Source organism: Micromonospora sp. C81 (assembly GCF_018070425.1).
In the GTDB taxonomy this organism is placed as follows: domain Bacteria; phylum Actinomycetota; class Actinomycetes; order Mycobacteriales; family Micromonosporaceae; genus Micromonospora; species Micromonospora zamorensis.
On record NZ_JAGPXS010000002.1, the window covers coordinates 208694 to 234723 of the forward strand.

Here is a 26030-nt window from a genome sequence, read left to right on the forward strand (position 1 = left end):
GGAAGGGCGCGATGACGACGGCGCAGCGGCCGACGCTCGAAGCGGTGGCGGCGCGGGCCGGGGTGTCCCGCGCCACCGTGTCGCGGGTGGTCAACGGTTCCACCACCGTCGCGGAGCCGATCCGGGAGGCGGTCACCCGGGCCGTCGCCGAGCTGGGGTACGTGCCCAACCTGGCCGCCCGCAGCCTGGTCACCCAGCGCACCGACTCGATCGCCCTGGTCATGCCGGAGGCGGCCACCCGGGTCTTCTCCGACGACCAGGTCTTCCCCGGCATCATCCGTGGCGTCAGCCAGGAGCTGGAGGCGGCCGACAAGCAACTGGTGCTGATGCTCGCCGGTTCGCCGGCCGGGCATCAGCGGGTCGAGCGGTACACCACCGGTCGGCACGTCGACGGGGTGCTGTTCGCCTCGCTGCACGGCGCCGACCCGTTGCCCGGCACGCTGGCGCGGCTCGGCATCCCGGTGGTGGTCAGCGGTCGGCCGCTCGGCGACGTGCCCGTGCCGTACGTTGACGTGGACCACGTGGCCGGGGTGACCACAGCCGTCCGACACATGATCGACATCGGTCGGCGGCGGATCGCCACCATCGCCGGCCCACAGGACATGGTCGCCGGCATCGAGCGACTCAGCGGTTACCGCAGCGCGGTCGCCGACGCGGGGCTGCCCGAGCTGATCGCCATCGGCGACTTCACCCGCGAGTCCGGTGCGGCGGCGATGCGTCGCCTGCTCACCGAGCACCCCGACCTGGACGGCGTCTTCGCCGCCTCCGACCTGATGGCGCACGCCGCCCTGCGGACGCTGCGCGAAGCCGGCCGGCGGGTGCCCGACGACGTCGCGGTGGTCGGCTTCGACGACATCGAGACGGCCGCGTACACCGAGCCACCGCTGACCACCGTCCGGCAGCCGATCGTGGAACTCGGCCGCCGGATGACCCGCCAACTGCTCCGGCTGGCCGCCGGGGAGGAGATCGAGCAGGCGGTCATGTTGCCGACCGAGCTGATCCGACGAGCCTCCGCCTGACCACGCCGCCCGCAGCAGGATCCGCGCAACTTCGGGGTTAATGGTTCGCCCAGGTCTGCGATCGTCGCTAGCCTCGCCGGCATGCCGGATGCTGTCGCGTTGCTGCACGTCCCCGCCCTGTCCGACGTCGCCGAGTACGCGTACGCGGCCATCGTCGAGCCGCCCGCCCGGCTGGTGTTCACCGCCGGGGCGTGCCCGCTGGACGCCGAGGGACGTACCGTCGCGCCGGGCGACCACGCCGCGCAGGCCCGGCAGGTGATGGCGAATCTGGAGACCGCCCTCGCGGCGGCCGGCGCCACGCCCACCGACGTCGTCAAGACCACCGTCTACGTGGCGTCGTCGCAGCAGAAAGACCTGGTGACCGTCTGGGAGGTGGTGCGGGACTTCTTCGGCGACCACGACCCGCCCAGCACCCTGCTCGGGGTCGCCGTGCTCGGCTACACCGACCAGCTCGTCGAGGTAGAGGCCGTCGCCGCCGTACGGACGGAGGCCTGACATGCGCATCCGTGTGGCGCGACCCGACGACGCCCCGGCCGTGGTGGCCCTGAGGGCGACTGTCTACCCGTACCTGGTGCGCGGGGTCGAGTCGACCCGGAAGATGATCGCCGAACCGCCGCCCGAGGAGGACTGGACCGCGTTCGTGGCCGAGGTCGACGAGCGGGTGGTCGGTTGGGTGTCCGCCGAACGCATCGGCACCACTTCGGCGGCGGACGTCGGTGGCATCAACCTGCTGCACGTGCACCCGGAACACCGGCGGCACGGCATCGGCACCGCCCTGCTGACCGCCGCGACCGACTTCCTCCGCCCGTTGGGAATCCGCCGGGTGCGTGCCATGGCGCAGCCCGACGCGCTGCCGTACGCCCGGCGGCACGGCTACGAGCCCAGCCGGGAGGTGCGCTACTCGGCGCTCGACCTGAATCCGGCACCCGCGCTGCCCGACCCGCCTCCGGGGGTGCGGCTGCTTCCGATCGCCGACCTGGACCCGCACCTCCTGTACGCGGCGGACGTGGCCTCGGCGGCGGACGAACCGGGGGATGTGCCCGTCGACGCGAAGAGCTACGAGAGCTGGCAGTACGACGTGTGGGACAACCTCGGGCTGGACAAGGCGTCCAGCATCGCGGCCGAGGTCGGTGGTGAGGTGGTCGCGTTCAGCCTGGTGAAGCGGGACGGGGACCGGATGTGGTCGGACTACACCGGCAGCATCCCGACCTACCGGGGCCGAGGGCTGGCGCGGCTGGCCAAGGTGGCCGCGCTGCACCGGGCCGCCGCGAACGGCGTACGCGTCGCGTACACCTCGAACGACGAGGCGAACGCGCCGATGCTGGCGATCAACGCCCGGCTGGGCTATCGGCCGGTGACATCCCAGTGGTCCTGCCTGGCCAACCTGAGCTGATCGTCGTCGCCCGGTCGGGCCGAGCCCTTCAGCCGCTGTCGAGATCGAGGTACGGGCTGAGTAGTTCGCGGGCGAGGCCGGTTGCGGTCCGCAGGGGAAGCCCTCCCTCGATCATCCGGCTCAGGGCGTAGACGATCGACTGGACCAGTTCTGCCATGCGGACCGGGTCCGACGAGCCGTGGTCCGTGAGCGCGGCCCGCAGCGGGGCTTCCAGGCTGTCGTGCATGAGCCGACTGGACGCGGCGAGTGTCTCGCTGCTGCCGGCCGATGCCAGCGCACGGGCCAGTGCGTGATCGCCTCGGGCAACCAGTTGCAGGTTGGCTTCCACGTACGCCTGGATCTTCGGCCCGGGGCCGGCGGCCTCGTCCATGTGCTTCTCGACGTACGCCGACCAGCGGGGGAACGTGTCGATGACGAGTGCGTCGAACATGTCGGCGCGGGACTTGAAGTACGAGTAGACGCTGGATCGGGCGAGGCCGGCATGCTGGGCGACCTCGGCCAGCCCGGGGATCTGCTCGGGGTGTTTCGACAGCAGGGTGCGGGCCGCGTCGAGCAGCGCGGCGCGTTGGGAGGCCCGGTGCTCAGCGACAGTCGCGGCCTGGATCTTCGGCACGCCGCCCCCCTTGTTCCGGACGGACGTGGCCGGCCTGGTCGTGCGCCGCGCCCGCACCCTGCCGTCGTGGCTAGCTGCTGGCCGCGAGCTTGCCGTCGACCATCTCGTAGACGGTGTCACAGTATTCCAGCACATCGTGGTCGTGAGTGACCATGACCACCGCGACCGACCGCTGCCTGGCCTCGTGGGCCAGCAGCCGCACGATGTCGTGGCTGCGCGCCCGGTCCAGCGCTGCTGTCGGTTCGTCGACCAGCAGCACGCTGGGCTCGGTGACCAGCGCTCGGGCGATCCCGACCCGTTGGCGTTCGCCACCCGACAGTTGGTGCGGGCGCCGGTCGGCCTTGTCGGTCATGCCGACGTCGGCGAGCAGCTCCAGCGGGTCTCGGCCGGACCGCGTCGACCGTGGTCCCAGGCGCAGGGGCAGCCGCAACTGGTCGACGGCGGTCAGCGCGGGCAGCAGGTTGCCCGACTGGAACACGAAGCCCACATGTTGGCGGCGCAGGGCGGTCCGTGTGCGGCGGCTCGGCACTGTCATGTCCTGACCGGCCACGGTGACGGTCCCCTGGTCGGGCCGGGCCAGGCCGCCGGCGACGGCCAGCAGACTGGACTTGCCAGCACCGGACGGGCCGACGATCGCGGCGAGCTCACCGGGTCGCACCGTCAGGTCGACGTCGTCGAGCGCCTGCACGGTCTCGGCGGCGTCGCCGTGCCGCAGGGACACCGCACGCATCACCAGGCCGAGCCGCTCGGACGAGTCAGCGGGTGCGGTCGAAGCGGTCGGAGCGGGACTGCTGCTCATCGGTTTCCTCCCAGAGCGGTGGCCGGGTCGACTGAGGTGATGCGGATGACCGCCGCGGCGGCTCCCACCAGGCCGAGGACGACGAGGCCGATCGCGGCGGCGGAGATGCTCGGCATGCTCAACGCGAACGGGACACCGCTGCCGGTGATGAAGGCACCGAGCGCCAGCCCCAGCCCCACGCCGACGAGGACAGCGACCGCCAACAGGACGAACGCCTGCGTCAACGCGTCGCGCAGCACCCAGCCGGTCGAGGCGCCCAGCGCCCGCAGGACGGCCACCTCGGGCTTGCGTTGGATTGCCCACACCGCGAAGAACGCTCCGGCCACCAGCGCCGAGATCGCGTACAGGAATCCCTGAATCAACTGCAGCGTCGTCGTCTCGGCCGTGTATCCGGGCGAAGCCCCGTAGGACTCCTTCAGGGTCAGGCTCTCGGTTCCGGTGGCGGCGTCGCCCGCAGTCAGATCGACGGACTTCCCGTCGTCCGAGCGGACCGCAACCGCCGTGATCTCCGTTGCGGCCCTTGACGGCAGATCCGCGTCGGGGGCGGTGCCGGATTTGATCGCCTGCCACGCCGCCAACGGCACGTACGCCACGTCCACGTGCCCGAAGGTGTCCTGTTGCTCGGTGACACCGACGACCCGCAGCCGCGTACCGACCCGATCCACGGTGACCGTGTCGCCCATCCGCAGCCCTGCGTCCAGCGCCGTGGGGCTCACCACGATCCCGTCCGCGGTGCCCAACCGCTCACCCTGGCTGACCCGGGGCGACAGGAACGAGTCGGGTTGCACTCCGAACAGCGCGAGGTCGACCTCGGTTCCCCGATCGGTACGAGTGTTCACCAGCGTGTTTCCGAACGGCGCCGCGTCCGCGACGCCCGGCTGGGCACCCCAGCTGTCGACCGCCGACATGTCCACGACGCTTCGTGAGAACGCGGAGTCCCGCTGGACGCCGTGCGCGAAGGCGAACGACGTGACCGGCAGGTTCTGCAGCCCGGAAACGCCGTCGCGCACCAGGCCGACCGACAGCCCCGACAGCATCACCATCAACACGGCGATCAGGGCGATCACGGCGCCCATCAGAGCGAACCGCAACCGGGCGAAGCTCAGCTCACGAATTGCGAGGAACATCAGCGCCCGCCCTCGTGGATTGTCGACATCATGTCGGCATCTTATCAACACGCTGTCGGCAAAGCGCCGCCTGCCGGTGGCACGGTGGCCGGGCGTACCGCTCAGGCGTCGTCGAAGACCCGGCTGGCCGCGGCATGGGTCGCCGCCCCGAACAGCACCAGGCGGCCCTCGACGACGGTGGCGGGCGTGGCCGCGCGCAGCACCGTCAGGGCCTGCCGGACCGCGTCGTCGATCGGCCAGCCGTAGATGCCGGCGGAGATCAGCGGAAAGGCCACGGTTGTCGCGCCCAGTTCGTCGGCCACGCGGAGACTGTTGGCGTAGCAGTCGCGCAGCAGCGCCGACCGGTCTTCGCTGGCGGACCAGACCGGCCCGACGGTGTGGATCACCCAGCGTGCCGCCAGCTCCCCCGCGGTGGTCGCCACCGCCTGGCCAGTGGGCAGACCCCTGCCGTAGCGGGATGCCCGCAGCGCCCGGCACTCGGCCAGGATGGCCGGCCCGCCACGTCGGTGGATGGCGCCATCGACCCCACCCCCACCGAGCAGGGACGAGTTGGCGGCGTTCACGATGGCGTCGACCTGCTGCGTGGTGATGTCCCCCTCGACCAGGGTGATCTCCATGTCAGTCCTTCTCGATGGACTGGCCGAGCGATCGGCGGGCCAGCAGAGTGGCACCGGCGACCGCCGCCGGCATGATCAACACTGCGCCGAGCGGGATGAGGAAGCAGAGGAAGACGGCAACCCCGAAGCCGAGCGCGGTGGGTCGGTCGGCCTTCAAGATCGTCCGGCGCTGCGGCAGCCGCATACCGCGCCGGTAGAACGGCGCCCCGACCAGCTCCACGGCGAGGAACCAGCCGCCCACTGCCGCGCCGATCACCGGGACGACCGTCTGGCCGACCACGGGGATGAAGCCCGCGAGGAAGAGCGGAATCCCGACCAGCGCGGTGAGCGCCACCAGTCGTACCGAGTCGGCGAGGCTGCGCCGCAACGACGACCAGAAGGGCACGTCCACCGCGCCCGGCGTGCCGCCGTACCGCTGCTCGACCTGCTCGGAGATCTTCTCGTAGAACGGGTCGCCGATGACCAGGGTGACCGCGGTGAAGGTGAGCACGCCGAGCAGGCCGCCGAGCCCCAGGAAGGCCAGCCCGGCGATCACCCGGACCAGGCTGCGGGTAGTGCTCGACCAGTCGTCGGCGAACGGGGTGACCAGCGCGGCGAGGTCGTCCACGAAGTACACCAGGGTGGCGAGCGCGGCCAGGAAGAACGCGCCGGAGATCAGCGCCGGCACGACCCCGAGCAGCATCAACCCCGGGCTGCGGACATAGAGACCCAGTCCGCGCACGAGCAGCCCCGCCCCGGCGAGGAAACGGCCGACGACTCCGGTGACCGGGCTGGCGACTCTGCTGACATCCACGATCGAGCAGCCTATCGACCGATGATCCGGCCCGCCGGGTGGAGCCGTACCAGCGACTCTTCGCGTCCACATCAACCGGTTGGCGGACGGGAGTGATCCACCGGGAACGCCGGAGATCATCTCCGACCAGTCGATTCGCCGGCGGGTCACCCCGACAACCCTTGAGGGGTACGAAGCCAGCGGCGGAAGGGCGGCACGATGTCGGTCATCGAGGTGACCCACCTGAGTAAGCGGTACGGCGATCTGGTGGCCGTCCAGGACGTGTCGTTCACGGTGGAGCCCGGGGAGATCTTCGGCGTGCTCGGCCCGAACGGCGCCGGCAAGACCACCACCGTCGAGTGTGTCGCCGGGCTGCGTGTCCCCGACGGGGGCGGGGTGTCGGTCCTCGGGCTCGACCCCCGCCGGGACGCGGCGCAGCTCCGGCAGCGGGTCGGGGTGCAACTCCAGGAGAGCCAACTGCCGGACCGGCTGCGGGTGGCGGAGGCGCTGGAGCTGTACGCCTCGTTCTACCGCAACCCGGCCGACCCGGCCGCTCTGATCGACAAGCTGGGCCTCGGCGAGAAGCGGAACACCGCGTACAAGAAGCTCTCCGGCGGTCAGAAGCAGCGACTCTCCATCGCGTTGTCCCTGGTCGGCAACCCGGAGATCGCGATCCTCGACGAGCTGACCACCGGGCTGGACCCGCAGGCACGCCGGGACACCTGGGGTCTCATCGAACAGGTCCGGGACAGCGGAGTGACGATCGTGCTGGTCACCCATTTCATGGAGGAAGCGGAGCGGCTCTGCGACCGGGTCGCGGTGATCGACCGGGGGCGCGTCGTCGCCCTGGACAGCCCGGCGGGCCTGGTGTCGGCGGTGGCTCCGGAGCAGCGGATCCGGTTCCGGCCGTCGGCCCCGGTCGACGACCGGCTCCTCACCGACCTGCCCGAGGTTTCCGCCGTGCAGCGCACCGGCAGCCAGGTGGTGGTGACCGGCACCGGTGACCTGCTGCACGCCGTCACCTCGGTCCTCGCCCGCCACCAGATCGTCGCCGCCGACCTGCGGCTGGAGCAGTCCACCCTCGACGACGCCTTCGTCGAGCTGACCGGGCACCGGCCCGTCGACTGAAAAGGGGCAAGCATGCACGCCTTCCGTCAGATCCTGAGGATCGAGGCGCGGCTCTACCTGCGGGACCTACCGACACTGCTCACCACCATCGGGCTGCCCACAGTGATCCTGGTGGTGCTCGGGTTGGTCCCCTCGCTCCGCAAGCCGGATCCGACCTTCGACGGGCAGACCTTCGTCAGCTACTTCGCACCTTCGCTGCTGGTGGTCACCCTCGCCATGGTCGGGGTGAACACGCTGCCCACGGTGCTGGCCACCTACCGGGAACGCGGCGTGCTGCGTCGGCTGGCGACCACTCCGGCGCATCCGGCCGCTCTGCTCGCCGCGCAACTGGTGCTGGCCCTGGCCGGGATCCTGGCCAGCGCGCTGCTGCTCATCGTCGTCGGCCGGTTGGCGTTCGGGGTGCCGTTCCCTCGGCACCCGCTCGGCTTCACCCTGGCGTTCGTCCTCGGCACGGCGGCGCTGCTGGCGCTCGGCCTGCTGGTCGCCGCCGTGGCCCGCACGACGAAGGCGGCGCAGGCCCTGGCCGTGCCGCTGTTCCTGGTCACCATGTTCTTCGGCGGGGTCTACCTGCCCCGGTTCCTGCTTCCGGACGCCGTGGCGCGGATCGGCGACTACACGCCGCCCGGGGTGCAGGCGCTTCTGGACGCCTGGACCGGAACGTCGCCGCAGCCGCTGCACCTGGCGATAATGGCGGTGATCGCCGTGGCGGCCGGCGCCAGCGCGGCGAAACTGTTCCGCTGGGAGTGAGCGGAGATGCGATGACCAGCAGCGGTGGGCACGACCGTCTGACCAGTTGGCGAGAGCGCGAGGCTGCCCTCTATCGCGTGTTCCCGTATGGCGGGCTGGCTCTGGGCACCCTGCTGGCCCTCGTCGCACCGGCGCCCGCCAGCCCCGGGGCGGTGCCGACCCTCGCTGTGGCCGTGGCGGCCGGATGCTGGGTCGCCTGGTTCGTGACCCTGCACCCCGGCTGGCAAAGTCGGCGCAGGCCGATGGCGGTCTACTACGCCGGGCTGCTCACGTTCGCCGCCGCTCTCGTGGCCGCCAGTCCGTGGTACGGCTTCTTCGCCTGGATCGGTTACATCCACGCCTTCCCGGTGCTGCCCGGGCGTTGGCGGGTCGCCGGGATGGTGACCACGGCGGCCCTCGTCGCCACGTCTCAGGGCGGTGGTCTGTCGGTGGTGGTGTCGCACTGGCTGCTCTGGCTGGTGCTGGTGCTCTTCAACCTGCTGGTGGCCGGCTCGGTGAGCTGGTTCGCGATGATCGCCGAACAGGAAGACGTCAAACGTCGGCGGTTGATGGCGGAACTCGGCGAGGCCAACCGTCAACTCACCGAGACGGTCCAGGAGAACGCCGGGCTGCACGCCCAACTGCTCACCCAGGCACGGGAGGCCGGCGTGCTGGACGAACGGCAGCGGATGGCCCGGGAGATCCACGACACCCTGGCCCAGGGGTTGACCGGCATCATCACCCAACTGGAGGCGGCCGAGCAGACCCGCGACCGCTCCGCCGACTGGCGGCGGCACGTCGACAACGCGCTCGCACTGGCGCGGGAGAGCCTCACCGAGGCCCGCCGCTCGGTGCGGGCCGTCCGCCCGGAGACGTTGGAGACAGCCCGGCTGCCGGACGCGCTCGTCGAGCTGGGCGGGCGCTGGTCGGCTCTGAACGGGGTACGGGCCGAGGTCGCCACCACCGGTACGCCCCGCCCCCTGCACCCGGAGGTCGAGGTGACCCTGCTCCGGGCCGCCCAGGAGGCGCTGGCCAACGTGGCCCGGCACGCTTCCGCGTCACGGGTCGGGCTGACCCTGTCGTACATGACGGACGTGGTCACCCTCGATGTCCGTGACGACGGGGCTGGCTTCGACGTCACCGGGCAGCCGGCGCCCCGCGAGCCGGGCGGCGGGTACGGGCTGACCGCGATGCGGCAGCGGGTGACCCGGGTGGGTGGCGAGTTGGCCGTCGAATCCGAACCAGGAGGCGGCACCGCCATTTCGGCGTCCGTCCCCGCGCTCCCGGGAGGTGCCGGTTGACCGCCCCGATACGGCTGCTGATCGTCGACGACCATCCGGTGGTGCGCGACGGGTTGCGGGGGATGTTCACCGGCGACCCCGGGTTCGAGGTGGTCGGCGAGGCCGCGGACGGCGCGGAGGCGGTGGCCCTGGTCGCGACGGTGCGGCCGGATGTGGTGCTGATGGACCTGCGGATGCCCGGAATGAACGGGGTGACCGCCATCGGCAGGCTGGCCCGCTCCGGCAGCACCGCCCGGGTGCTGGTGCTCACCACGTACGACACGGACGCCGACGTGCTGCCCGCCATCGAGGCCGGTGCCACCGGCTACCTGCTCAAGGACACGCCCCGCGAGGAACTGGTCCGCGCTGTACGGGCCGCCGCCCGGGGCGAGTCGGTGCTCGCACCGAGCGTCGCCGGGCGGTTGATGGGCCGGCTGCGTGCACCGGTCGAGGAGCCGCTCAGCCAGCGTGAGCTGGAGGTGCTCACCCTGGTGGCCCGTGGTGCCTCCAACCGGGAGGCGGCGGCTCGGCTGTTCATCAGCGAGGCCACCGTCAAGACGCACCTGCTGCACGTGTACGCCAAGCTCGGGGTCAACGACCGGGCTGCCGCGGTGGCCACCGCGTACGACAGGGGGTTGCTGACCCCCGGCGGGCGGTGAGTGAGGGCCGGGCAGGATGGGCGGGTGCGCGCCTCCCGGCTGATCTCGCTGCTCCTGTTGTTGCAGGCGCGCGGGTCGATGACGGCGGGTGAGCTGGCGCGGGAGCTGGAGGTTTCCGAGCGGACCGTCTACCGGGACGTGCTGGCGCTCTCCGCCGCCGGGGTGCCGGTCTACGCCGACCGGGGCCGCGCCGGCGGGTACCGGTTGCTCGGCGGTTACCGCACCCGACTGACCGGGCTGACCCGGGACGAGGCGGAGGCGCTCTTCCTCTCCGGGCTGCCCGGCCCCGCTGGAGACATGGGGCTCGCCGACGCGGTCGCCGCCGCCGAGTTGAAGGTGCTCGCCGCCCTGCCGCCGGCCCTGCGCGACGCCCCGGCCCGTGCCGGGCAGCGGTTCCATCTGGACGTGCCGGGTTGGTTCCGGGAGACCGCGCCGCCGCCGTGGCTGACCGAGCTGGCCCGGGCGGTCTGGCGTGACCGGGTGGTGGAGCTGCGCTACCGGCGCGGTGACCGGGAGGTGGCCCGGCGGGTCCAGCCGTACGGGCTGGTACTCAAGAGTGGTGTCTGGTATCTGGTCGGCCGCGTCGACGACGACACCCGCACCTATCGGGTGGACCGGGTGACCGGGGTCGAGGTGGGCGAGGAGAGCTTCGAGCGGGACGAGGGCTTCGACCTGGCCGGGCATTGGCGCGAGCAGGCCGGGTCGTTTCTGCGGACCGTGCTGCGGGCCGAGGTCACCGTCCGGCTCAGCCCGGCGGGTCTGCGCCAGCTCCGGCACCTGGTGGATGCCCCCTTCGTGTACGACGAGCTGGTCGCCGCCGCCGGAGCACCCGACGGGCAGGGCTGGGTGGTTGGCCAGCTGCCCGTCGAGTCCGTCGAGGTCGCCTACCACCAGCTGCTGGGGCTCGGCCCCGAGGTGGAGGTCCTCGGCCCGCCCGAGCTGCGGCGGTTGTTCACCGACGCGGCCGACCGGCTGCGGGCGCTCTACCGGTAGCCGGTGACGTCCGAGGGCTTGCTTGCGTCGACCACCTCGACGATGTACCGGAACCCCTCCGGCTGACTGCCGTCGAGGTCGGTGAATCCGTACACCTTGGACAGTGTGCCGGCGTCCACGGACTGGCCGTTCCAGCGGGCCTTCTCCTCGTCGGCGGCGAGCGCCGCCACCGCGCGGCCGACGAAGGCCGGGGTCTCCGAGATGAGGAAGTTCGGGTCGGTGGCGGCGCCGTCGCGCCAGTTGTCCTCGGTCACTCCGAAGTGCTCCAGCATCGCCTCGGAGCGGATCCAGCCGGGGGTGAGCGCCACCGCCGTGCAGCCGTGCGGCTTCAGCTCGTGCGCCTGGCTGAAGGCGAGCCGGTTGACCGACACCTTGGCCAGGTCGTAGAAGACCGAGAGCCGGTAGTTGTCGTCGTTGTACGCCTTGGTGCCGTCGCCCATCTCCACCAGCAGCCCGCCCGGCTTGCGGATCAGCAGCGGCAGGGCGAAGTGGCTGGTGATGATGTGGGTGTCGATGGCCAGTCGCAGGGTCCGGAAGCCCGCGTCCAGTGGCTGCTCCCAGACCGGCTTGTCCCAGGTGACCAGCGGGTCGCCGCCCCAGATGTCGTTGACCAGCACGTCGAGTTGGCCCTGCTCGGCGTCGATCCGGGCGACGAGGTCGCGGACCTGCTCGGGCACCAGGTGGTCGACCTGGACGGCGATGCCCGTGCCCCCGGCCTCGGTGACCAGCTCGGCGGTCTCCTCGATGGTCTCCGGCCGGTCCATCTCCGAGCGACCGGTGCGGCTGCTGCGACCGGTGGCGTACACGGTGGCGCCAGCCGCGCCGAGCTGGACGGCGATCTGCCGACCCGCGCCCCGGGTGGCACCGGCGACGAGCGCGATCTTTCCTGCGAGCGGTTGTGTCATATCTGCGAGGTTGTCAGCGATACCTGACAACCGACGTCCGAATTCCCGGACCGCTCTGATGAACCGGGAAGGGGAGACCTCGGCGCTCCCTGTAGAGCTGCCCCACAAACGGGGCAGCACTCGCCGTCCGCACCGCGCCCCATATTTGGGGCAGCTCTACAGGGCCACTGCAGGTATCCCGCCGCCCAGCGACCTCTACCGGTCCAGCCTGAGCCGTCTCAGTCCACCAACCGGACGCGGACCCGGCGGTTGGCTCGGCCCTTGCTCTCCACCTTCACGACCTGCACCTTGCCGATCTGGGCTGTGGACGCGACGTGGGTGCCGCCGTCGGCCTGCACGTCCAGGCCGACGATGTCGACGATCCGGACCTCCTGCTCATCCGGCGGGATGAGGTTGGACTGGGTACGGATGATGTCCGGCAGGGCCAGCGCCTCGGTGCGCGGCAGCACTCGCGTGGCGACCGAGCGGTCGGCGGCCACCTCCGCGTTGACCAGCTCCTCGATCCGACTCTTGAAGTCCGGGGGCACCTCGGGGAGGTTGAAGTCCATCCGGGCCTCGCCCGGTTCCATCGAGTTGCCGGTCACGAGCGCGCCGAAGTCGCGGAACACCACACCGCAGAGCACGTGCAGCCCGGAGTGGGTACGCATCAGCCGGGTGCGGCGCTCGTCCTCCACCGCGCCGACGACCTCGGTGCCGGCGGGCGGCAGCGGGTCACCCTCGGCGGGGATCAGGTACGGGTCGTCGCCCTTGCGGGTGCCGACGATCCGGGTCTGCACGCCCTGCCACAGCAGCACGCCGTGGTCCGGCGGTTGGCCACCGCCGCCCGGGTAGAACGCCGAGCGGTCCAGCACGATGCCCTGCTCGGCGTCGGCGTGCAGGACCGTGCACGTCCACTCACGCAGGGTCGGGTCAGCTAGGTCGAGCCGGTGCGTCCGGCCATGTTGTGTGACGCCCATGACAGGGCACGTTACTCGTTGAGGAAGCCGGCGATGCGGTCCCGCAGGTCGGCGCGTTCCGACCAGAGGACGCCGGGCCGGTCGTACACGTGCAGGGTGGCCTGGGGCAGCGCAGCGGCGAGTCGCTCGGCGACCTCGACCGGGTGCAGGTCGTCGCCCGCGTTGGCGATCACCAGCGCTGGCGCGGTCACCGCCGCGAGGGCGGTGGTGTCGCGCAACGGCGTCTGCTCGGCGAGGCCCGCCAGGCCGGCGGCCAGACCGTCGCGGAGCAGCTGGTCGAGCCGTTGCCGCAGGTACGCCCAGCCGGCGGGAGTGTTACGCACCGCAGGAGGCAGCTCCAGGGTGACGACGTCGGCGACCGCCGAGGCGTCCCCGCTCTCCACCGCCTCCAGCAGGTCCGTGATGCGTTCCTGCGCGACCGGGCCACGCGGCCGGTCGAGCACCGCGGGTAGGAAGAAGACCAGCTTCTCGAAACGGTCCGGGCTCTCCACGAGCAGCCGGCAGAGGGCACCGGCGCCGAGGCTCGCGCCGAACGCCCGACTGGCCCCGCCGAGGTCCGCGATCGCCCGTAGGTCCCGAGCGAGGTCCAGGTAGTTCCACGGCCCGTCCGGGGCCTCGGAACGGCCATGCCCACGGAACTGGAAGAACACCTTGCGGCCCGTCACCCCACTGCCGAACGGGCGGGTGGTGGCGATGCCGTTGCCCAGCCCGTGCGCGAACACGGTCACCGGGTCACCGGTGCCGGTGACCAGCCGCTCCAGCCGTACGCCGTGCGGGGTGGCGACCAGGTCGGTGTCCGGCTCCGGCAGCGCCGGGCGGCCGGTACGCGGCCCACCCGGACCGGGCCCCCAGGTGCGGGGGCCGCTGTCCGGTGGGGGTGGCCAGCGGAAACCTCTCACCAGAACCCTTTGCCGTCGCTGAGGTCGCGAAGGCCGACCCGAACGTCGAGCAGGTAGATGAGACCGGCGGCGATGCCGACCAGTCCGAAGAGGCTGATCGGCCCGAAGCCGAGCAGGGTCAGCACGAGACAGACCGCCAGGATGGCGATCCAGCCACCCTTGGGAAGTGTCCCGATGGCGGGGAAGGCGTCGGAGCGCTGGGTGATCGCGTGGACCAGGGCGACGCCCTGGACGATCAGCGCGAAGACGAGCAGGATCAGCTCGATCACGTAGCGGACTTCGAACGCGAAGATCGGCGCGGCGTTGGCCATGCCGGCAAGCTTATGTCGAGGACCCCGGCTACGTCCGACAAGGACGCCGCCGGGGTCGTCGACATGGCGAACTACTCGGCCGCCGGGCGGGTCCGCTTGGTGGCCCGGGGCAGCTTCGCCGACGGGGTCGCGGCCGGCTTGGCGGCCTTCGGTGCACGGGCTGCCTTCTTGCCGGCGGCCGGCTTGGCCTCGGCGATCTCGGCCACGTCGGCCGGGGTCGGCACGTCGACCGGGGCCGTGGCGGCGGGAGCCGGGGTGGCGGCGGGAGCCGGGGTGGTGGTGGCGGTGGTCGCCGGCACACCCTCGGTGGCCTCGATGTCGGCGTTGACCGTCTCGGCGGCCTCCAGCACACCGGCGCCGACGACGCGCTCACCACGGGCGACCAGCGCACCGTACGCGGCGAAGGCCCGCTCCTGGGCGGCCTGGGCGCCCGCGTACACCATGATGGCGTTGCGGGTCGCGGCAGCGCGCAGCTTGTCGAGGTCGGTGACCTCGCGCAGCTTGGCCAGGTCGGCGGCCTCGCGCAGCTTGGCCAGGTCCAGTTCGGCCTGCGCCCGCTCGCGCAGCGTGCCGGCGGTCTCGTTGGCGGTACGCAGGGTCTCGGTGGCCTTCTGGCGCAGCTCGTAACCGGTCAGCACGGCCCGACCGCCCAGGTCGGCGACGACCCGGGTGCTGAGGACGCCGACCACGGCCGGCAGTTTGCGCAACTGCTCGATGGCCAGCTCACCGGCGCCAGCGGCGGCGTAGATCGGGGCGGGGATGCGGTTGGTCTTCGGCTCGCTCATGACGTCTCCTCTTCGGCCGCCGTGGCGGCCTCGCGGACCGCCGGACCGGCGGCCTTCTTCTCGGGGGTGTTGGTGCTGCCCGGGGCGGGTGCGGTGCCCGCCTCGGTGACGGCAACCGACTCGAGTACGGCCTCGGTCGGGGTGCCGCCTGCGGTGGTGGGGCCGGTGGCGGCCAGGTTGGCCACGTCGGCGGGTTGATCGCCGACATCGGTCGGGGTGGTCGCCCCGGCCGTGCCACCGGTGGACCCGGTGCCGCTGCCCTCGGCGGGGGCCTGGGCGTCGGCCAGCCGGGTGTTCTCCCGGCGGAACGTCTCGTAGATCTGGGTGAGTGACTGCTTCTGGGCCATCGTCAGGTCGGCATCAACGGCGATGGCCGCGAGCACGCCGTGGCCTTCCTTGTCGTCGAGCAGCCCGGCCCGCAGGTACATCGCCGGGGTGGAGACCCGCAGCGCGCTCGCCAGTTGCTGAAGCACCTCGGCGCTGGGCTTGCGCAGGCCGCGCTCGATCTGACTGAGGTACGGGTTGCTGACCCCCGCCTGCTCGGCGAGCTGACGGAGCGAGATCTTGGCGTTCCGCCGAAGATCGCGGATGAACCCGCCGACGTCGGGAAGGTCCTTCGGTGTGGCCATGACTGCGACGCTAACCGGCCGCGCTAGCTCTTGCAAGCAAAACGCTAGCCACAGTTAGCAAGGTCTCAGCGGGCGGTTGCGCCCCGCTCCCCCGATCCGTACGGTCCGTCCGTGCACAAGATCACAGTCAATGGAGCAAGCATCGCGTACGACGAGGCGGGCACCGGTTCGCCCGTCGTACTGCTGCACGCTGGCATCGCCGACCGGCGGATGTGGCGAGGGCAGCTTCCCGCGCTCGCCGCCCGCCACCGGGTGATCGTCCCGGACCTGCGCGGCTACGGGGACTCGGAGCTGCCGCCGACCCCGTTCGCGCACCACGACGACGTGGCCGGCCTGCTGGACGCGCTCGACCTGCCCCGTGCCGCCCTGGTCGGCTGCTCCTTCGGCGGGGCGGTCGCCATCGACACCGCACTGGCCCACCCCGACCGGGTGAGCGCGCTCGCGCTGTTCGACACGGCGGTCTCCGGCAACGAGTGGTCCGAGGAGGCGAACGACCTCTGGGACGACCTGGTCGGCGAGGTCGACCCCGACGACTTCGTCGCCGGCGCTGCCGGTGAGGTGCGGTTCTGGGTGGTCGGCCCGGGCCGCCAGCCGCAGGACGTCGACCCCGCGCTCCTCGCGTTCGCGCAGGAGATGGACCAGCGTGCGCTCGCCGCCGAGTTGGCGCTCGGTGCGGTCGAGGTGGGAGAGCTGACGCCGCCGGCGATCGGTCGCCTCGGCGAGCTGACAGTGCCCGTCCTGGTCACCGCCGGCGCCGCCGACGTACCGGACATCAGCCGGCTCGCCGACCGGATCGCCGCCGAGGTCCCCGGCGCGGTACGGCTGCCGGACGTGCCGGACGCCGCACACCTGTTGCCGCTGGAGCGTCCGGAGCCGGTCAACGCCGCACTGCTCGACTTCCTGAGCTAGACGACGGTCACCAGAGCGGGCGGACCGCGCCGACCGGGACACCGCCGCCGAAGAGCGGCACCTCGGCGTACTCGGTCAGCACCGGGGCGTCCACGCCGAGCCGGCGCAGCGCGGAGACCAGCACCGGCATCCGGGCCCGGTCGGCGCCGTCGTCGATCTTCAGTGCGACGGCGCCGACACCCGGCAGGGCCACCGCGATCACGCCCTCGGCACCGACCTTGGCCAGCAGGCCCGGAACGCCGCGCATCAACCGGGTGTCGTCGGCCTGGGTGCCACCGACGATCTCCGGGTACGCGCGCATCGCGTCGGCCACCGTACGCGGCACCGAGCCGGGCTCGGCGTCGACCAGCCGGAGGAACGCCCCGGCCAGGCCGGTGAGCGACACCGCGAGCACCGGGGCGCCGCAACCGTCCACGCCCACCGCCGCCGCCTGCTCGCCGGTGAACTCCTCGATGGCCGCCCGCAACCGCTGCTGCAACGGGTGCTCCGGCCGCCAGTAACCATCCAGCGGCCAACCGGCGGCCTCGCAGGTCAGCAGCATCCCGCTGTGCTTGCCGGAGCAGTTCATCTGCACCCGGTTCGGGCCGCCCCCGGCGCGCAGCACGGCCTCCCGGGCGGCCACGCCCACCGGCAGGTCGGGCGGGCAGTGCAGGGCCGAGGCGTCCAACCCGGCCCGCTGGAGCAACGCACCGACCCGGGCCAGGTGGAAGTCCTCACCGGCGTGACTCGCCGAGACCAGCGCCACGTCGGCCGGGTCGGTCAACGGCAGGCCGGCACGCAGCATCCCGATCGCCTGCATCGGCTTGCTGGCCGAGCGGGGGAAGATCGGCGACGTCACGTCCCCGGCGGACGCCACCGCCGCACCGGCGGCGTCCAGCACCACCACCGAGCCTCGGTGCGCCCCCTCCACGAACCCGGAACGGACCACCTCGGCGAGTGGAGAGCCACCCTCGTACGTCTTCGTCACGCGCTGGACGGTACCGACGGTGCCGGGGTGCCCGTCGGCGGGGTGACCAGGTGGTCCTCCGCTCGGGTGACAGGAGCGTGGGACCGGCCCGGCCTTACAGACCGAGCAGCTCGCGAGCCTCGGCGGTGGTCAGCGGCGGGCGTTGAGCGAGCTGGGCGAAACCCACAGCGCGGGCGACCAGTTGCATGTTGGACTCCACCGGACGGCCCTTGGCGTACGTCACTGTGTCCTCCATACCGACCCGCAGGTGCCCGCCGGTCGACAGGGAGGCCAGCAGCACCGGAATCGTGCTGCGGCCGACCCCGGTGGCCGAGAACGTGGTGCCCTCGGGCAGGTCCCGCAGCATCCGGTGCGCCGCGACCAGCGTCTCGGTGGTGCCCGGCATACCGCCCGGCACGCCCATCACGAAGTCGACGTGCACGTGCCCGCCAGCCGGCAGGCCGTACCTGCCGAGCAACCGCTGCAACGCGGACAGGTGGCCGAGGTCGAAGATCTCGTACTCCGGCACGATCCCGCGTTCCTGCATCCGGGTGTGCAGGTCGACGATGAACTCCCAGCGGTTGAGGAAGACGTCGTCGCCGAAGTTGACGGTGCCCATCGTGCACGAGGCCATGTCCGGCCTGGCGTCGAGGACGGCCAGCCGAGCAGCCTCCGGATCGGTCACCGCGCCGCCGGAGGAGAGCTGCACGATCAGGTCCGTGCTCTCCCGCAGCGCCGCCACCGTGTCGGCCAGGCGCACCGGGTCGAGGCTCGGCCGCGCCTCGTCGTCGCGGATGTGGACGTGGATCACGGCAGCGCCGAGCGCCTCGCACTCCTTGGCGGTGAGCAGCAACTCGTCGAGGGTCACCGGCAGCGCCGGCACCTCTGCCTTGGCCGACTCAGCGCCGGTCGGGGCCACCGTGATCAACGTCCCTGTTGTCATGCCGGCGATCCTAGACGGCCCGCTCAGGACGGGTCGATCGCCGCCGCGGTCTCGCCGATCATCAGCGCGGCGTCGTCGGAGACGTTCCGCTTGATCACGGCGAGAGCGACCTGACCCAGCTCGTGGTGCAGCACCGCGGTGCCGACGAAGCCGACCGCCCGGCCGTCGAGGGTCACCGGCGTACCGGCCGCCGGCGGCTGGTCGGTGGTCACCCCGTCCAGGTGCAGGAGTACGAGGCGGCGCGGCGGCCGACCCATGTTGTGCACCCGGGCCACCGTCTCCTGCCCCCGGTAGCAACCCTTGTCCAGGTGCACCGCCGGGCCGATCAGGTCCACCTCGGCCGGGATGGTCCGGTGGTCGGTGTCCACCCCGACCCGGGGCTGGCGCGCGGCCACCCGGATCGCCTCGTACGCCCAGAGCCCCGCGACCGGCACGCCCGCGCCGCGCAGCTCCGCCACGACCTGGTCCATCGCCGAGCGGGGCACCAGCAGGTCCACCCCGAGCGGGCCGCGGCGTGCCCAGCCGCCGATCGGCAGCGGTCGTACGTCGTACCGCGCGCTCGCCCGGGGTGGCACGGCACCGTGCGGGAACTTCGGACCCGGCACCGCGACCTGGTCCGGCGCGGCGAGCCCGGTCACGCCGAGCGTGCTCAGCGCCTCCGTCGCCGCCGGCCCGACCAGCGACAACAGTGCCCGCTCGGCGGTCGCGTCGCGCGGCTCGACCTTGCTGAAGAACCGCATCTTGTTCAGGTAGGCCAGCAGACCCTCGGTGGCCCCCGGCTCGGTGTCCAGCCAGGTGGTCTCGCCGTCCTCCGCGACCATGGCGTGCTGCTCGATGTGGCCGTGCGGGGACAGCACCAGCAGTTCGGTGCCCTCACCGGCGGCCAGTGCGCTCAGGTGCTGCGAGGTGACAGTGTGCAGCCAGCTGGCCCGCTCTTCCCCGGGCACCGCGATGATCCCCCGGTGCGACCGGTCGACCAGACCGACAGCGGTGTCGAGGGTGCGCTGCTCACGCAGCGGGTCGCCGTAGTGTGCGGCCACCCCCCGCACCCCGGCCGCGACATGCGCCGGATCCGGCTGGTCACGGCTGGCCTCGTCGATGCCCTCGACGGCCACCGCGCCCGCGATGTCGATCATTTGTCGTCCCCGTTCTCGCAGCGTACGCAGACGCCGAAAAGTGACACGTGCCCGATATCCACCCGGAACCCCCGCTGCGTGGCCAACTGGTCGGCGAGCGGGCGCAGCAGCTCCGGATCGATCTCGTCGATCGCGCCGCACTCCCGGCAGACCAGGTGGACGTGTTGGTGCTCACCGGCCGCGTGATAGGTCGGTGAGCCGTGCGACAGGTGCGTGTGGGTGACCAGGCCGAGCCGTTCCAACAGCTCAAGCGTGCGGTAGATGGTGGTGATGTTGACGCCGGCCGCGACCTCCCGGACGGCGGTGTGCACCTGCTCCGGGCTGGCGTGCCCCAGATCGAGCACCGCCTGGAGGACGAGCTGCCGTTGGGCCGTCAGCCGCAGCCCACGGGCCCGCAGCATTTCCGCGAGGGAGGATTCGGACACCGTCCGATCATAGTTCGGCCACCAGGCTGCTCCTCACATCGCGATCGACCGCCACTACGCTCGACGGTCATGGTGAAGTCGTCCGGCGGGGAGGTCACGGCCGGCCCGACCGCGCGGATCGCCGTGCTCGGGCGCGGCCTGATTCCGACCGGCGACCCCGTGCTTCGCGGCGACGACCTCGGAGTCCTGCACGGCGACGGCATCTTCGAAACCATGCACCTGCGGCACGGCCGGCCGTGGCTGCGCGACGAGCACCTGGCCCGCCTGGTCGCGGCGGCCTTGGCCATCGACCTGCCCCTACCCCCCACCGCAGCGCTGACCGACCTGCTCGACGAGGTACGCGCGGACTGGCCGACGCCCGTGGAAGGGGCGCTCCGGCTGGTCTGCACGAGGGGCCCGGAGGCCGGCGGCCCCCCGACGGTCTACGCCACGCTGGCCGAGGTGCCGGCGCCTTCCCGGGCAGCCCGGCGGAACGGGATCAATGTGGCCACCCTGCCGCTGGGGGTGCCCGCCGACACTCGCCCCGGGCTGAGCTGGCTGCCGGCCGGGATCAAATCCACGTCGTACGCGGTCAGCAGCGCCGCCCGCCGCTGGGCCGGCCGGGCCGGCGTGGACGACGTGCTGTGGGTCTCCTCCGACGGCTACGGGCTGGAGGGCCCCACGGCCAACGTGGTGTGGCTCACCGACGACACGCTCTGCACGGTGCCGGCCGCGACAACCGGCATCCTCGCCGGCACGACCGTCGCCTGGTTGCTCGCCCACGCCGCCGAGCTGGGCCTGAACACCGCCGAGCGGCTGGCCACGGTGGCCGAGCTGCACGCCGCGGACGGCCTGTGGTTCACCTCGTCGCTACGCGGAGCCGCCGAGGTGCACACGCTGGACGGGGTGCGTCGAGCTCGCTGCCCGCGCACCCCCGCCCTGCACGCCCTGCTGGGTTTCCCCGTCTAGTCAGCCGCCGACCCGGACGAGCCGGGCGGAGAGGTGCGGGCTGAGACCGTGGCCCATGGCGGCCATCTCCTGGGCGTAGAGCAGCGCACCCTCGACGATGCCGAAGAGCCGCTTGCCACCGGTGACCTCCTTGGCGGTCGGAGTCCGGACCACGGCGTCGGTGGCGAACTCGACCTGGGTGCCGGTGCGCTTGCCCAGGTGCAACTCCATCACCCCGGTCGGGGTGCTCAGCAGCGCCTCCAGCTCGTCGGTCGCCCGCCCGTCCACCAGCACCGGCCGCCACCAGCCGATCTCACGACCGGCCGGCCGGACCGGCTTGCTCTGCTCGTCCAGGATCCAGGCGCGGGACTCGTAGTGCAGGAACGGTCGGCCGTCGTGGCTGATCCGGATCTCCTGCGCGTAGTCGAAGTCCTCGATGGTGGGGAAACCACCCTTGCCCCGGCCGCGCCACAGCCCGATGTAGGGCAGCAAGCCATCCAGCGCGGGGTGCAGCTTCGGCCCGACCCGCAGGTCGTGGCTCTCCTCGAACGGGTACTCCTCGACCGGCGGCGCGTTCAGCCACGGCGGCTGCAGCGGATTCTCGCTCACAGGGCCACCTTCGTTCGCGACTGCGGGGCTCGCAGACCCGGCTCACTCCTCGCGCTCACCAGCGTCCTCTCGAAATGCGTACGGCAAGGTAGACCAGGCCACCGGCGAGCCCGCCCAGGCCAGCGACCAACAGGCTGACAAACCCGATCTCGGTAACCATCCCGGCCATCCTATGCTGGGCCACATGGCCCGCACTCTCGTCGTCAAGGCCACCGCGGGGGCGGACGCCCCGGAGCGGTGCGCGCAGGCATTCACTGTCGCCGCGACGGCTGTCGCGGCCGGGGTGGACGTGTCGCTCTGGCTGACCGGTGAATCGACCTGGTTCGCGCTGCCCGGTCGCGCCCAACAGTTCGAGCTGCCGCACTCCGCACCGCTGGCCGAGTTGCTGCACGTCATCCTGACCAGTGGCCGGGTGACTGCCTGCACCCAGTGCGCCGCCCGCCGGGAGATCGGCCCGGACGACGTGTTGCCCGGGGTGCGGATCGCGGGCGCCGCGGTTTTCGTCGAGGAGGCGTTGGCCGAGGGCGCGCAGGCACTCGTCTACTGACCATCCGACCCGGTGGGGCTGATCCGGGCGGAGTGCCGATACCGACCCGACATCTCGGACGGCTGCCTACGATTCGGATGTGACCGAGGCGGCGGAGAGGTTCTTCGAATCACTGCCGGCGCGCGCCCCGGACGTCCTGGGCGGCCTGGCCGACGGAACCCTGCAGATCGACCTCGGCAGCGACCACCGGACCGAGCACTGGCTGGTCCGGATGCGGCCCGGATCGGTGCAGGTCAGCCGCGAGCGCGGGCCGGCCGACGCCATCTGGTTCAGCAGCGCCGCCCTCTTCGATCGACTGATCACCGGCGAGGCGCAGGGTGTCGCGGCGGTGCTACGCAACGAGAGCACGTTCAGCGGAAACGTGGTGCTCTTCCTCGCCTTCCGTCGGTTCTTCCCCGACCCACCCGGCACCCGCGACCCCCGTGAGGTGGCCCGCCGGGCGGCCAGGCGATCGACGTGAAGGAACTCGTCAGCATTCTGGACGGCAACACCTTCCTGGTCAGCGACCGGCGGGGGGACATCGAGCCGTCCTACGACTTCCCCACCGGGCTGTTCTCCTTCGACACCCGGTTCCTGTCCAAGTGGGTGCTCACCCTGGACGGCCAGCGGCTGCACGCCCTCTCCGTCGACGACACGCAGTCGTACCGCACCAAGTTCTTTCTCGCCCCCGGCGAACCCACGCACTACCTGGACGCCAAGGCGTCGGTGATCCGCAGCCGGGCGATCGTGGGCAGCTTCGCGGAGGAGCTGACCGTCCTCAACCACACCGAGGCGGACGTCGAGTTCACCGTCCGGATCGACATCGCGGCCGACTTCGCCGACCTGTTCGAGATCAAGCACCGCCGGCAGAAACAGGGGCGCACCACTGTCACGGTCGCGGAGAACGAGTTGCGGCTGACCTACCGCCGGGAGGCGTTCCACCGGGAGACGACGGTCAGCACCAGTGCGCCGGGGCAGGTCGACACCACCGGGATGACCTTCCGGATCCGGATAGCCCGCAACGGCAGGTGGACCACCCGGCTACGCGTGTCCAGCGTCGTCTTCGGGGCGCGCGGTGAGGACATCCGCGCGACCCTCCCCTACGGCGGCAGCCGCAGCGCGGACGCCATCCGGGCCGAGCAGCAGGAACTGATCGACCGGGCGCCGAAGCTCGGCTGCGACTGCCAGCCACTGGCCGGGGCGTACCGGCGCAGCCTCAACGACCTGGCCGCCCTGCGCTACGAGTCGATCGCCCTGGGCGTGCGGCTGATCGCCGCCGGACTGCCCTGGTTCATGACCCTGTTCGGCCGGGACAGCATCATCACCTCGTTGCAGGTGCTGCCGTTCCTGCCGGAACTGGTCCCCCCGACCATCCTGATGCTGGCCGGACTACAGGGGCACCGGGTGGACGACTTCCGGGACGAGGAGCCCGGCAAGATCCTGCACGAGCTGCGCTACGGCGAGACCGCCGGCTTCGAGGAGCAGCCACACTCGCCGTACTACGGGTCGGCCGACTCGACACCACTGTTCATCATCCTGCTCGACGAGTACGAACGGTGGACCGGTGACGCCACACTGGTCCGCAAGCTGGAACCGCAGGTCCGCGCGGCGTTGCAGTGGATCGACACGTACGGGGACCTGCTCGGCACCGGCTACCTCTGGTACCAGACCCGCAACCCGGAGACCGGTCTGCAGAACCAGTGCTGGAAGGACTCCTGGGACGCCATCTCGTACGCCGATGGCGAGATGCCCGGCTTCCCCCGGGCGACCTGCGAACTTCAGGGGTACGCGTACGACGCGAAGATCCGGGCCGCCCGGCTGGCCCGGACCTTCTGGAACGACCCGGCGTACGCCGACCGGCTGGAGCGGGAGGCCGCCGACCTCAAGCGGCGGTTCGACCGCGACTTCTGGATCGCCGACCGCGAGTACTACGCGCTCGCGCTGGACGCCGACGGCCGGCAGGTGGACGCGCTCACCTCGAACATCGGGCACCTGCTGTGGAGCGGCATCGTGGACGAGTCCCGCGCCGGCAAGGTGGTCGAGCACCTGCTCGGGCCGCGCCTGTTCTCCGGGTGGGGAGTGCGGACGCTCGCCGAGGACGAGGGGCGGTACAACCCGATCGGGTACCACGTCGGCACGGTGTGGCCGTTCGACAACTCGATCATCGCCTGGGGGCTGTGGCGGTACGGCTTCCGGAATGAGGCCGGGCTGATCTGCGACACGATGCTGGCCGCGTCCCGCTACTTCGAGGGGCGGCTGCCGGAGGCGTTCGCCGGCTACGCCCGCGACCTCACCGACTACCCGGTGGAGTATCCGACCGCGTGCAGCCCGCAGGCCTGGTCGACCGGCACTCCGCTGCTGCTGCTCCGGGTGATGCTGGGCCTGGAGCCGCAGGGCGAGCACCTGATCATCGACCCGGCCGTGCCACCGGGCATGGGCCGGGTGGAGCTGCTGGACATCCCCGGTCGGTGGGGGAAGGTCGACGCGTTGGGTCGCAGCCGTGACCCGGAGGATCAGCCGGGCGGCGGCTGATCCGAGCGAGCCGCCCGGCTCAACCCGGGCAGCCGACGGTGGCGGCCAGCCGGGTCGCGTCCTCGTTGAGCTCGGCCAGCACGGTGACCGGGCCGGTGCGGTACGCGTACACCGGGGGTTGGTCCAGCAGTGGGGCGTTGCCGGCCAGCGCGGCGAACGCGGCTGTCGGCGCGGCCGGGCCGGGGCCCTCAGCGGAACGGACGGTGTGGGCCGACCCGCCGCCCGGGCAGGGTGCGGTGACCAGCTCCGGCGCGGCGTCGGCCGGGCGGTCGAGCGCCCGCAGCGCCGCGGTCAGGGCGGCGGCCTCGGGGCCGGCGGTGGCCCCGGCCGGTGTGTAGCCGGAGCCGACCGGTCGGCAACCGGTGTCGACGACCACTCGCACCCGGCCGTCCGCGGTTGGCCGTCCCTGGACGGCCACGAACTCTCCGGCGTCGGCGTACAGCTCGATGCCGTTCAGCCCGGGGCCCACCCCGGCCCGCCAGCTCGCCGGCAGCCGCTCGGCGATCCCCTCCAGCACGGTCTGCTCGGAGCCGGTGGGCGCGAGCACCCCGACGTCACGCCGCAGCCTCGCCCCGTCGGCGAACGGGGTGACCCGGCAGCCCTCCGCGATCCGCGCCGGGCCCAGCTCCAGCAGACCGGCCGCACCGGCCGCCCGGGCCAGCTCGCCGATCGCCCGGTCGACCACCGGGCCGGCCTGGTCGAGGGACCGCTGCTCGCGCACGGTCGGTGGGTCGTCGCGGACCGACGTCCAGGTGAGCAGGGCCAGCAACACGGCCCAGGCCGCTGTCGCGGCCACCAACGCACGCCGCCACGACCGGGCAGGAGGCGGCGCGGTGGGACCGGCCGAAGGAGCCCAACCCGTCTGGACAGCACCGTTCACCCGGCCATGGTGTCACGGGTGTGCTGCCGGCCCACCGGCGGTCAGGTCGAGCGGGGTGGTGGATCGAGCCGGTAGCCGATCCCCTGGACGGTGTGCACCTGCGGCCCTCCCGGGAGACCACGCAGTTTGTGCCGGAGCTGCTTGACGGCGGAGTGCAGGATGGCGCTGCCCCGGTACGGGCCGCTCCACACGGCGGCGAAGAGCTGCTCGTAGCTCCACACCACCAGCGGTGGGCCGATGAGCAGGGCGAGCAGTTCCCGTTCGGTGGGGGTGAGCGGGAGCGGGTCCCCGCGCCAGGTGACCCGGTGTCCTGCCCGGTCGACGACCAGCTCACCCCACCTGACCAGGCCCTGCGGCACGCCGGCCGGCACGATCGCGGGACGGACCGGAGCGGCGGGCGGCACTGTCGAGGGACGGGCCGGCGGCGGGGCGGCCGGCGACGACAGCAGCTCGCGCAGCTCGGTCAGGTCGGCACAGCTGAGCACCGGGCCGAGGCCGTCGAGTTGACGCAGCACCCGCTCCCGCATCGACATGTCCGCGCTGACGCAGACGACGATCAGAACCTCTTCGCCGGACATGCCACCCT

32 protein-coding genes are annotated in these 26030 nt (G+C 72.1%); 13 read left to right on the forward strand and 19 right to left on the reverse strand.

Going from position 1 to position 26030, the window contains the following annotated elements:
- Nucleotides 1-11: 11 nt before the first annotated feature.
- The 3 genes from KBX46_RS04470 to KBX46_RS04480 all read left to right on the forward strand — a co-directional run bounded on the left by KBX46_RS04470 (nt 12) and on the right by KBX46_RS04480 (nt 2412).
- Nucleotides 12-1019, forward strand: coding sequence for a LacI family DNA-binding transcriptional regulator (locus tag KBX46_RS04470; RefSeq protein ID WP_210791069.1), 1008 nt, complete (start codon nt 12-14; stop codon nt 1017-1019).
- Between the two features lie 81 nt (nt 1020-1100).
- Nucleotides 1101-1514, forward strand: coding sequence for a RidA family protein (locus KBX46_RS04475; protein ID WP_099848873.1), 414 nt, complete (start codon nt 1101-1103; stop codon nt 1512-1514).
- Nucleotide 1515: 1 nt separating this feature from the next.
- Nucleotides 1516-2412 (forward strand): GNAT family N-acetyltransferase, encoded by an 897-nt coding sequence (locus KBX46_RS04480; protein WP_088950367.1) that lies wholly within the window; start codon nt 1516-1518, stop codon nt 2410-2412.
- 28 nt (nt 2413-2440) lie between these two features.
- On the opposite strand, the gene KBX46_RS04485 is transcribed toward KBX46_RS04480, so the two are convergent.
- The 5 genes from KBX46_RS04485 to KBX46_RS04505 all read right to left on the reverse strand — a co-directional run bounded on the left by KBX46_RS04485 (nt 2441) and on the right by KBX46_RS04505 (nt 6361).
- Nucleotides 2441-3025 carry a TetR/AcrR family transcriptional regulator gene (locus tag KBX46_RS04485; RefSeq protein ID WP_210791071.1) on the reverse strand — a complete coding sequence of 195 codons (585 nt, stop codon included), beginning with the start codon at nt 3023-3025 and terminating at the stop codon, nt 2441-2443.
- 70 nt (nt 3026-3095) lie between these two features.
- On the reverse strand, nt 3096-3824 hold the full coding sequence (locus KBX46_RS04490; protein ID WP_088950368.1) for an ABC transporter ATP-binding protein: 729 nt from the start codon (nt 3822-3824) through the stop codon (nt 3096-3098).
- Complete coding sequence (locus KBX46_RS04495) at nt 3821-4951, reverse strand: ABC transporter permease (protein ID WP_210791073.1); 1131 nt, start codon at nt 4949-4951, stop codon at nt 3821-3823. The genes KBX46_RS04490 and KBX46_RS04495 overlap by 4 nt, the downstream gene beginning before the upstream one ends.
- Before the next feature lie 101 nt (nt 4952-5052).
- On the reverse strand, nt 5053-5568 hold the full coding sequence (locus tag KBX46_RS04500; RefSeq protein WP_210791075.1) for an O-acetyl-ADP-ribose deacetylase: 516 nt from the start codon (nt 5566-5568) through the stop codon (nt 5053-5055).
- Nucleotide 5569: 1 nt separating this feature from the next.
- A complete protein-coding gene (locus KBX46_RS04505; RefSeq protein WP_099848883.1) occupies nt 5570-6361 on the reverse strand; it encodes an EI24 domain-containing protein in 792 nt (263 codons plus the stop codon).
- A gap of 198 nt (nt 6362-6559) precedes the next feature.
- Between KBX46_RS04505 and KBX46_RS04510 the strand changes: the two genes are divergently transcribed.
- The 5 genes from KBX46_RS04510 to KBX46_RS04530 are packed head-to-tail and all read left to right on the forward strand — an operon-like array spanning nt 6560 to nt 11126.
- Entirely contained in the window at nt 6560-7468 is a 909-nt protein-coding gene (locus KBX46_RS04510) for an ABC transporter ATP-binding protein (RefSeq protein ID WP_210791077.1), read from the forward strand.
- Nucleotides 7469-7480: 12 nt separating this feature from the next.
- On the forward strand, nt 7481-8215 hold the full coding sequence (locus KBX46_RS04515) for an ABC transporter permease (RefSeq protein WP_210791079.1): 735 nt from the start codon (nt 7481-7483) through the stop codon (nt 8213-8215).
- A gap of 11 nt (nt 8216-8226) precedes the next feature.
- Nucleotides 8227-9495, forward strand: coding sequence for a sensor histidine kinase (locus tag KBX46_RS04520; protein ID WP_247666968.1), 1269 nt, complete (start codon nt 8227-8229; stop codon nt 9493-9495).
- Nucleotides 9492-10133, forward strand: coding sequence for a response regulator transcription factor (locus tag KBX46_RS04525; RefSeq protein WP_210791083.1), 642 nt, complete (start codon nt 9492-9494; stop codon nt 10131-10133). Before KBX46_RS04520 ends, KBX46_RS04525 begins: the two co-directional genes overlap by 4 nt.
- Before the next feature lie 24 nt (nt 10134-10157).
- A complete protein-coding gene (locus KBX46_RS04530; RefSeq protein ID WP_088950376.1) occupies nt 10158-11126 on the forward strand; it encodes a YafY family protein in 969 nt (322 codons plus the stop codon).
- On the opposite strand, the gene KBX46_RS04535 is transcribed toward KBX46_RS04530, so the two are convergent.
- From KBX46_RS04535 to KBX46_RS04560, 6 genes are all read right to left on the reverse strand, one after another.
- On the reverse strand, nt 11117-12031 hold the full coding sequence (locus KBX46_RS04535; RefSeq protein WP_210791085.1) for an SDR family oxidoreductase: 915 nt from the start codon (nt 12029-12031) through the stop codon (nt 11117-11119). The two genes, KBX46_RS04530 and KBX46_RS04535, sit on opposite strands and share 10 nt — an antisense overlap.
- A gap of 218 nt (nt 12032-12249) precedes the next feature.
- Nucleotides 12250-12987 (reverse strand): alanyl-tRNA editing protein, encoded by a 738-nt coding sequence (locus KBX46_RS04540; protein ID WP_141911352.1) that lies wholly within the window; start codon nt 12985-12987, stop codon nt 12250-12252.
- An 11-nt stretch (nt 12988-12998) separates the two neighbouring features.
- A complete protein-coding gene (locus KBX46_RS04545) occupies nt 12999-13886 on the reverse strand; it encodes an alpha/beta fold hydrolase (RefSeq protein ID WP_088950379.1) in 888 nt (295 codons plus the stop codon).
- Nucleotides 13883-14197 (reverse strand): DUF2516 family protein, encoded by a 315-nt coding sequence (locus tag KBX46_RS04550; protein WP_210791087.1) that lies wholly within the window; start codon nt 14195-14197, stop codon nt 13883-13885. The genes KBX46_RS04545 and KBX46_RS04550 overlap by 4 nt, the downstream gene beginning before the upstream one ends.
- Nucleotides 14198-14268: 71 nt before the next feature.
- On the reverse strand, nt 14269-14982 hold the full coding sequence (locus KBX46_RS04555; protein WP_210791094.1) for a hypothetical protein: 714 nt from the start codon (nt 14980-14982) through the stop codon (nt 14269-14271).
- Nucleotides 14979-15611 carry a helix-turn-helix domain-containing protein gene (locus KBX46_RS04560; protein WP_141911357.1) on the reverse strand — a complete coding sequence of 211 codons (633 nt, stop codon included), beginning with the start codon at nt 15609-15611 and terminating at the stop codon, nt 14979-14981. Before KBX46_RS04560 ends, KBX46_RS04555 begins: the two co-directional genes overlap by 4 nt.
- Nucleotides 15612-15722: 111 nt before the next feature.
- On the opposite strand from KBX46_RS04560, the gene KBX46_RS04565 reads away from it, so the two are divergent.
- Nucleotides 15723-16520 carry an alpha/beta fold hydrolase gene (locus KBX46_RS04565; RefSeq protein ID WP_210791096.1) on the forward strand — a complete coding sequence of 266 codons (798 nt, stop codon included), beginning with the start codon at nt 15723-15725 and terminating at the stop codon, nt 16518-16520.
- Between the two features lie 7 nt (nt 16521-16527).
- Here KBX46_RS04565 and KBX46_RS04570 read toward each other — a convergent pair whose 3' ends face one another.
- From KBX46_RS04570 to KBX46_RS04585, 4 genes are all read right to left on the reverse strand, one after another.
- Nucleotides 16528-17487 (reverse strand): asparaginase, encoded by a 960-nt coding sequence (locus KBX46_RS04570; protein WP_088950384.1) that lies wholly within the window; start codon nt 17485-17487, stop codon nt 16528-16530.
- Between the two features lie 94 nt (nt 17488-17581).
- The gene (locus KBX46_RS04575) at nt 17582-18409 is read right to left on the reverse strand and encodes a 3-keto-5-aminohexanoate cleavage protein (protein ID WP_179781158.1); all 828 of its coding nucleotides are present in this window, start codon (nt 18407-18409) and stop codon (nt 17582-17584) included.
- Between the two features lie 23 nt (nt 18410-18432).
- The gene (locus KBX46_RS04580) at nt 18433-19545 is read right to left on the reverse strand and encodes a folate-binding protein YgfZ (protein ID WP_210791097.1); all 1113 of its coding nucleotides are present in this window, start codon (nt 19543-19545) and stop codon (nt 18433-18435) included.
- Nucleotides 19542-19970 (reverse strand): Fur family transcriptional regulator, encoded by a 429-nt coding sequence (locus tag KBX46_RS04585; protein ID WP_088950387.1) that lies wholly within the window; start codon nt 19968-19970, stop codon nt 19542-19544. Before KBX46_RS04585 ends, KBX46_RS04580 begins: the two co-directional genes overlap by 4 nt.
- Before the next feature lie 69 nt (nt 19971-20039).
- Here KBX46_RS04585 and KBX46_RS04590 point away from each other — a divergent pair, with 69 nt between their 5' ends.
- Nucleotides 20040-20918: an aminotransferase class IV gene (locus KBX46_RS04590; RefSeq protein ID WP_210791105.1), complete on the forward strand. Its 879-nt coding sequence runs from the start codon at nt 20040-20042 to the stop codon at nt 20916-20918.
- Here the strand turns inward: KBX46_RS04590 and KBX46_RS04595 are convergent, their stop codons facing one another.
- Entirely contained in the window at nt 20919-21506 is a 588-nt protein-coding gene (locus tag KBX46_RS04595) for an FABP family protein (RefSeq protein WP_099848910.1), read from the reverse strand.
- Between the two features lie 55 nt (nt 21507-21561).
- Nucleotides 21562-21666: a small membrane protein MtfM gene (gene mtfM / locus KBX46_RS32990; protein ID WP_030327764.1), complete on the reverse strand. Its 105-nt coding sequence runs from the start codon at nt 21664-21666 to the stop codon at nt 21562-21564.
- Nucleotides 21667-21678: 12 nt separating this feature from the next.
- On the opposite strand from mtfM, the gene KBX46_RS04600 reads away from it, so the two are divergent.
- The 3 genes from KBX46_RS04600 (at nt 21679) to KBX46_RS04610 (ending at nt 24564) form a co-directional block, all read left to right on the forward strand.
- A complete protein-coding gene (locus KBX46_RS04600; protein ID WP_088950390.1) occupies nt 21679-22053 on the forward strand; it encodes a DsrE family protein in 375 nt (124 codons plus the stop codon).
- A 79-nt stretch (nt 22054-22132) separates the two neighbouring features.
- A complete protein-coding gene (locus KBX46_RS04605) occupies nt 22133-22513 on the forward strand; it encodes an SCP2 sterol-binding domain-containing protein (protein ID WP_210791107.1) in 381 nt (126 codons plus the stop codon).
- Nucleotides 22510-24564: an amylo-alpha-1,6-glucosidase gene (locus KBX46_RS04610; protein ID WP_210791109.1), complete on the forward strand. Its 2055-nt coding sequence runs from the start codon at nt 22510-22512 to the stop codon at nt 24562-24564. Before KBX46_RS04605 ends, KBX46_RS04610 begins: the two co-directional genes overlap by 4 nt.
- 19 nt (nt 24565-24583) lie before the next feature.
- Here KBX46_RS04610 and KBX46_RS04615 read toward each other — a convergent pair whose 3' ends face one another.
- Nucleotides 24584-25360 (reverse strand): hypothetical protein, encoded by a 777-nt coding sequence (locus tag KBX46_RS04615; RefSeq protein ID WP_308159375.1) that lies wholly within the window; start codon nt 25358-25360, stop codon nt 24584-24586.
- A gap of 125 nt (nt 25361-25485) precedes the next feature.
- Nucleotides 25486-25977 (reverse strand): winged helix-turn-helix domain-containing protein, encoded by a 492-nt coding sequence (locus tag KBX46_RS04620; protein WP_210791437.1) that lies wholly within the window; start codon nt 25975-25977, stop codon nt 25486-25488.
- Nucleotides 25978-26030 lie beyond the last annotated feature (53 nt).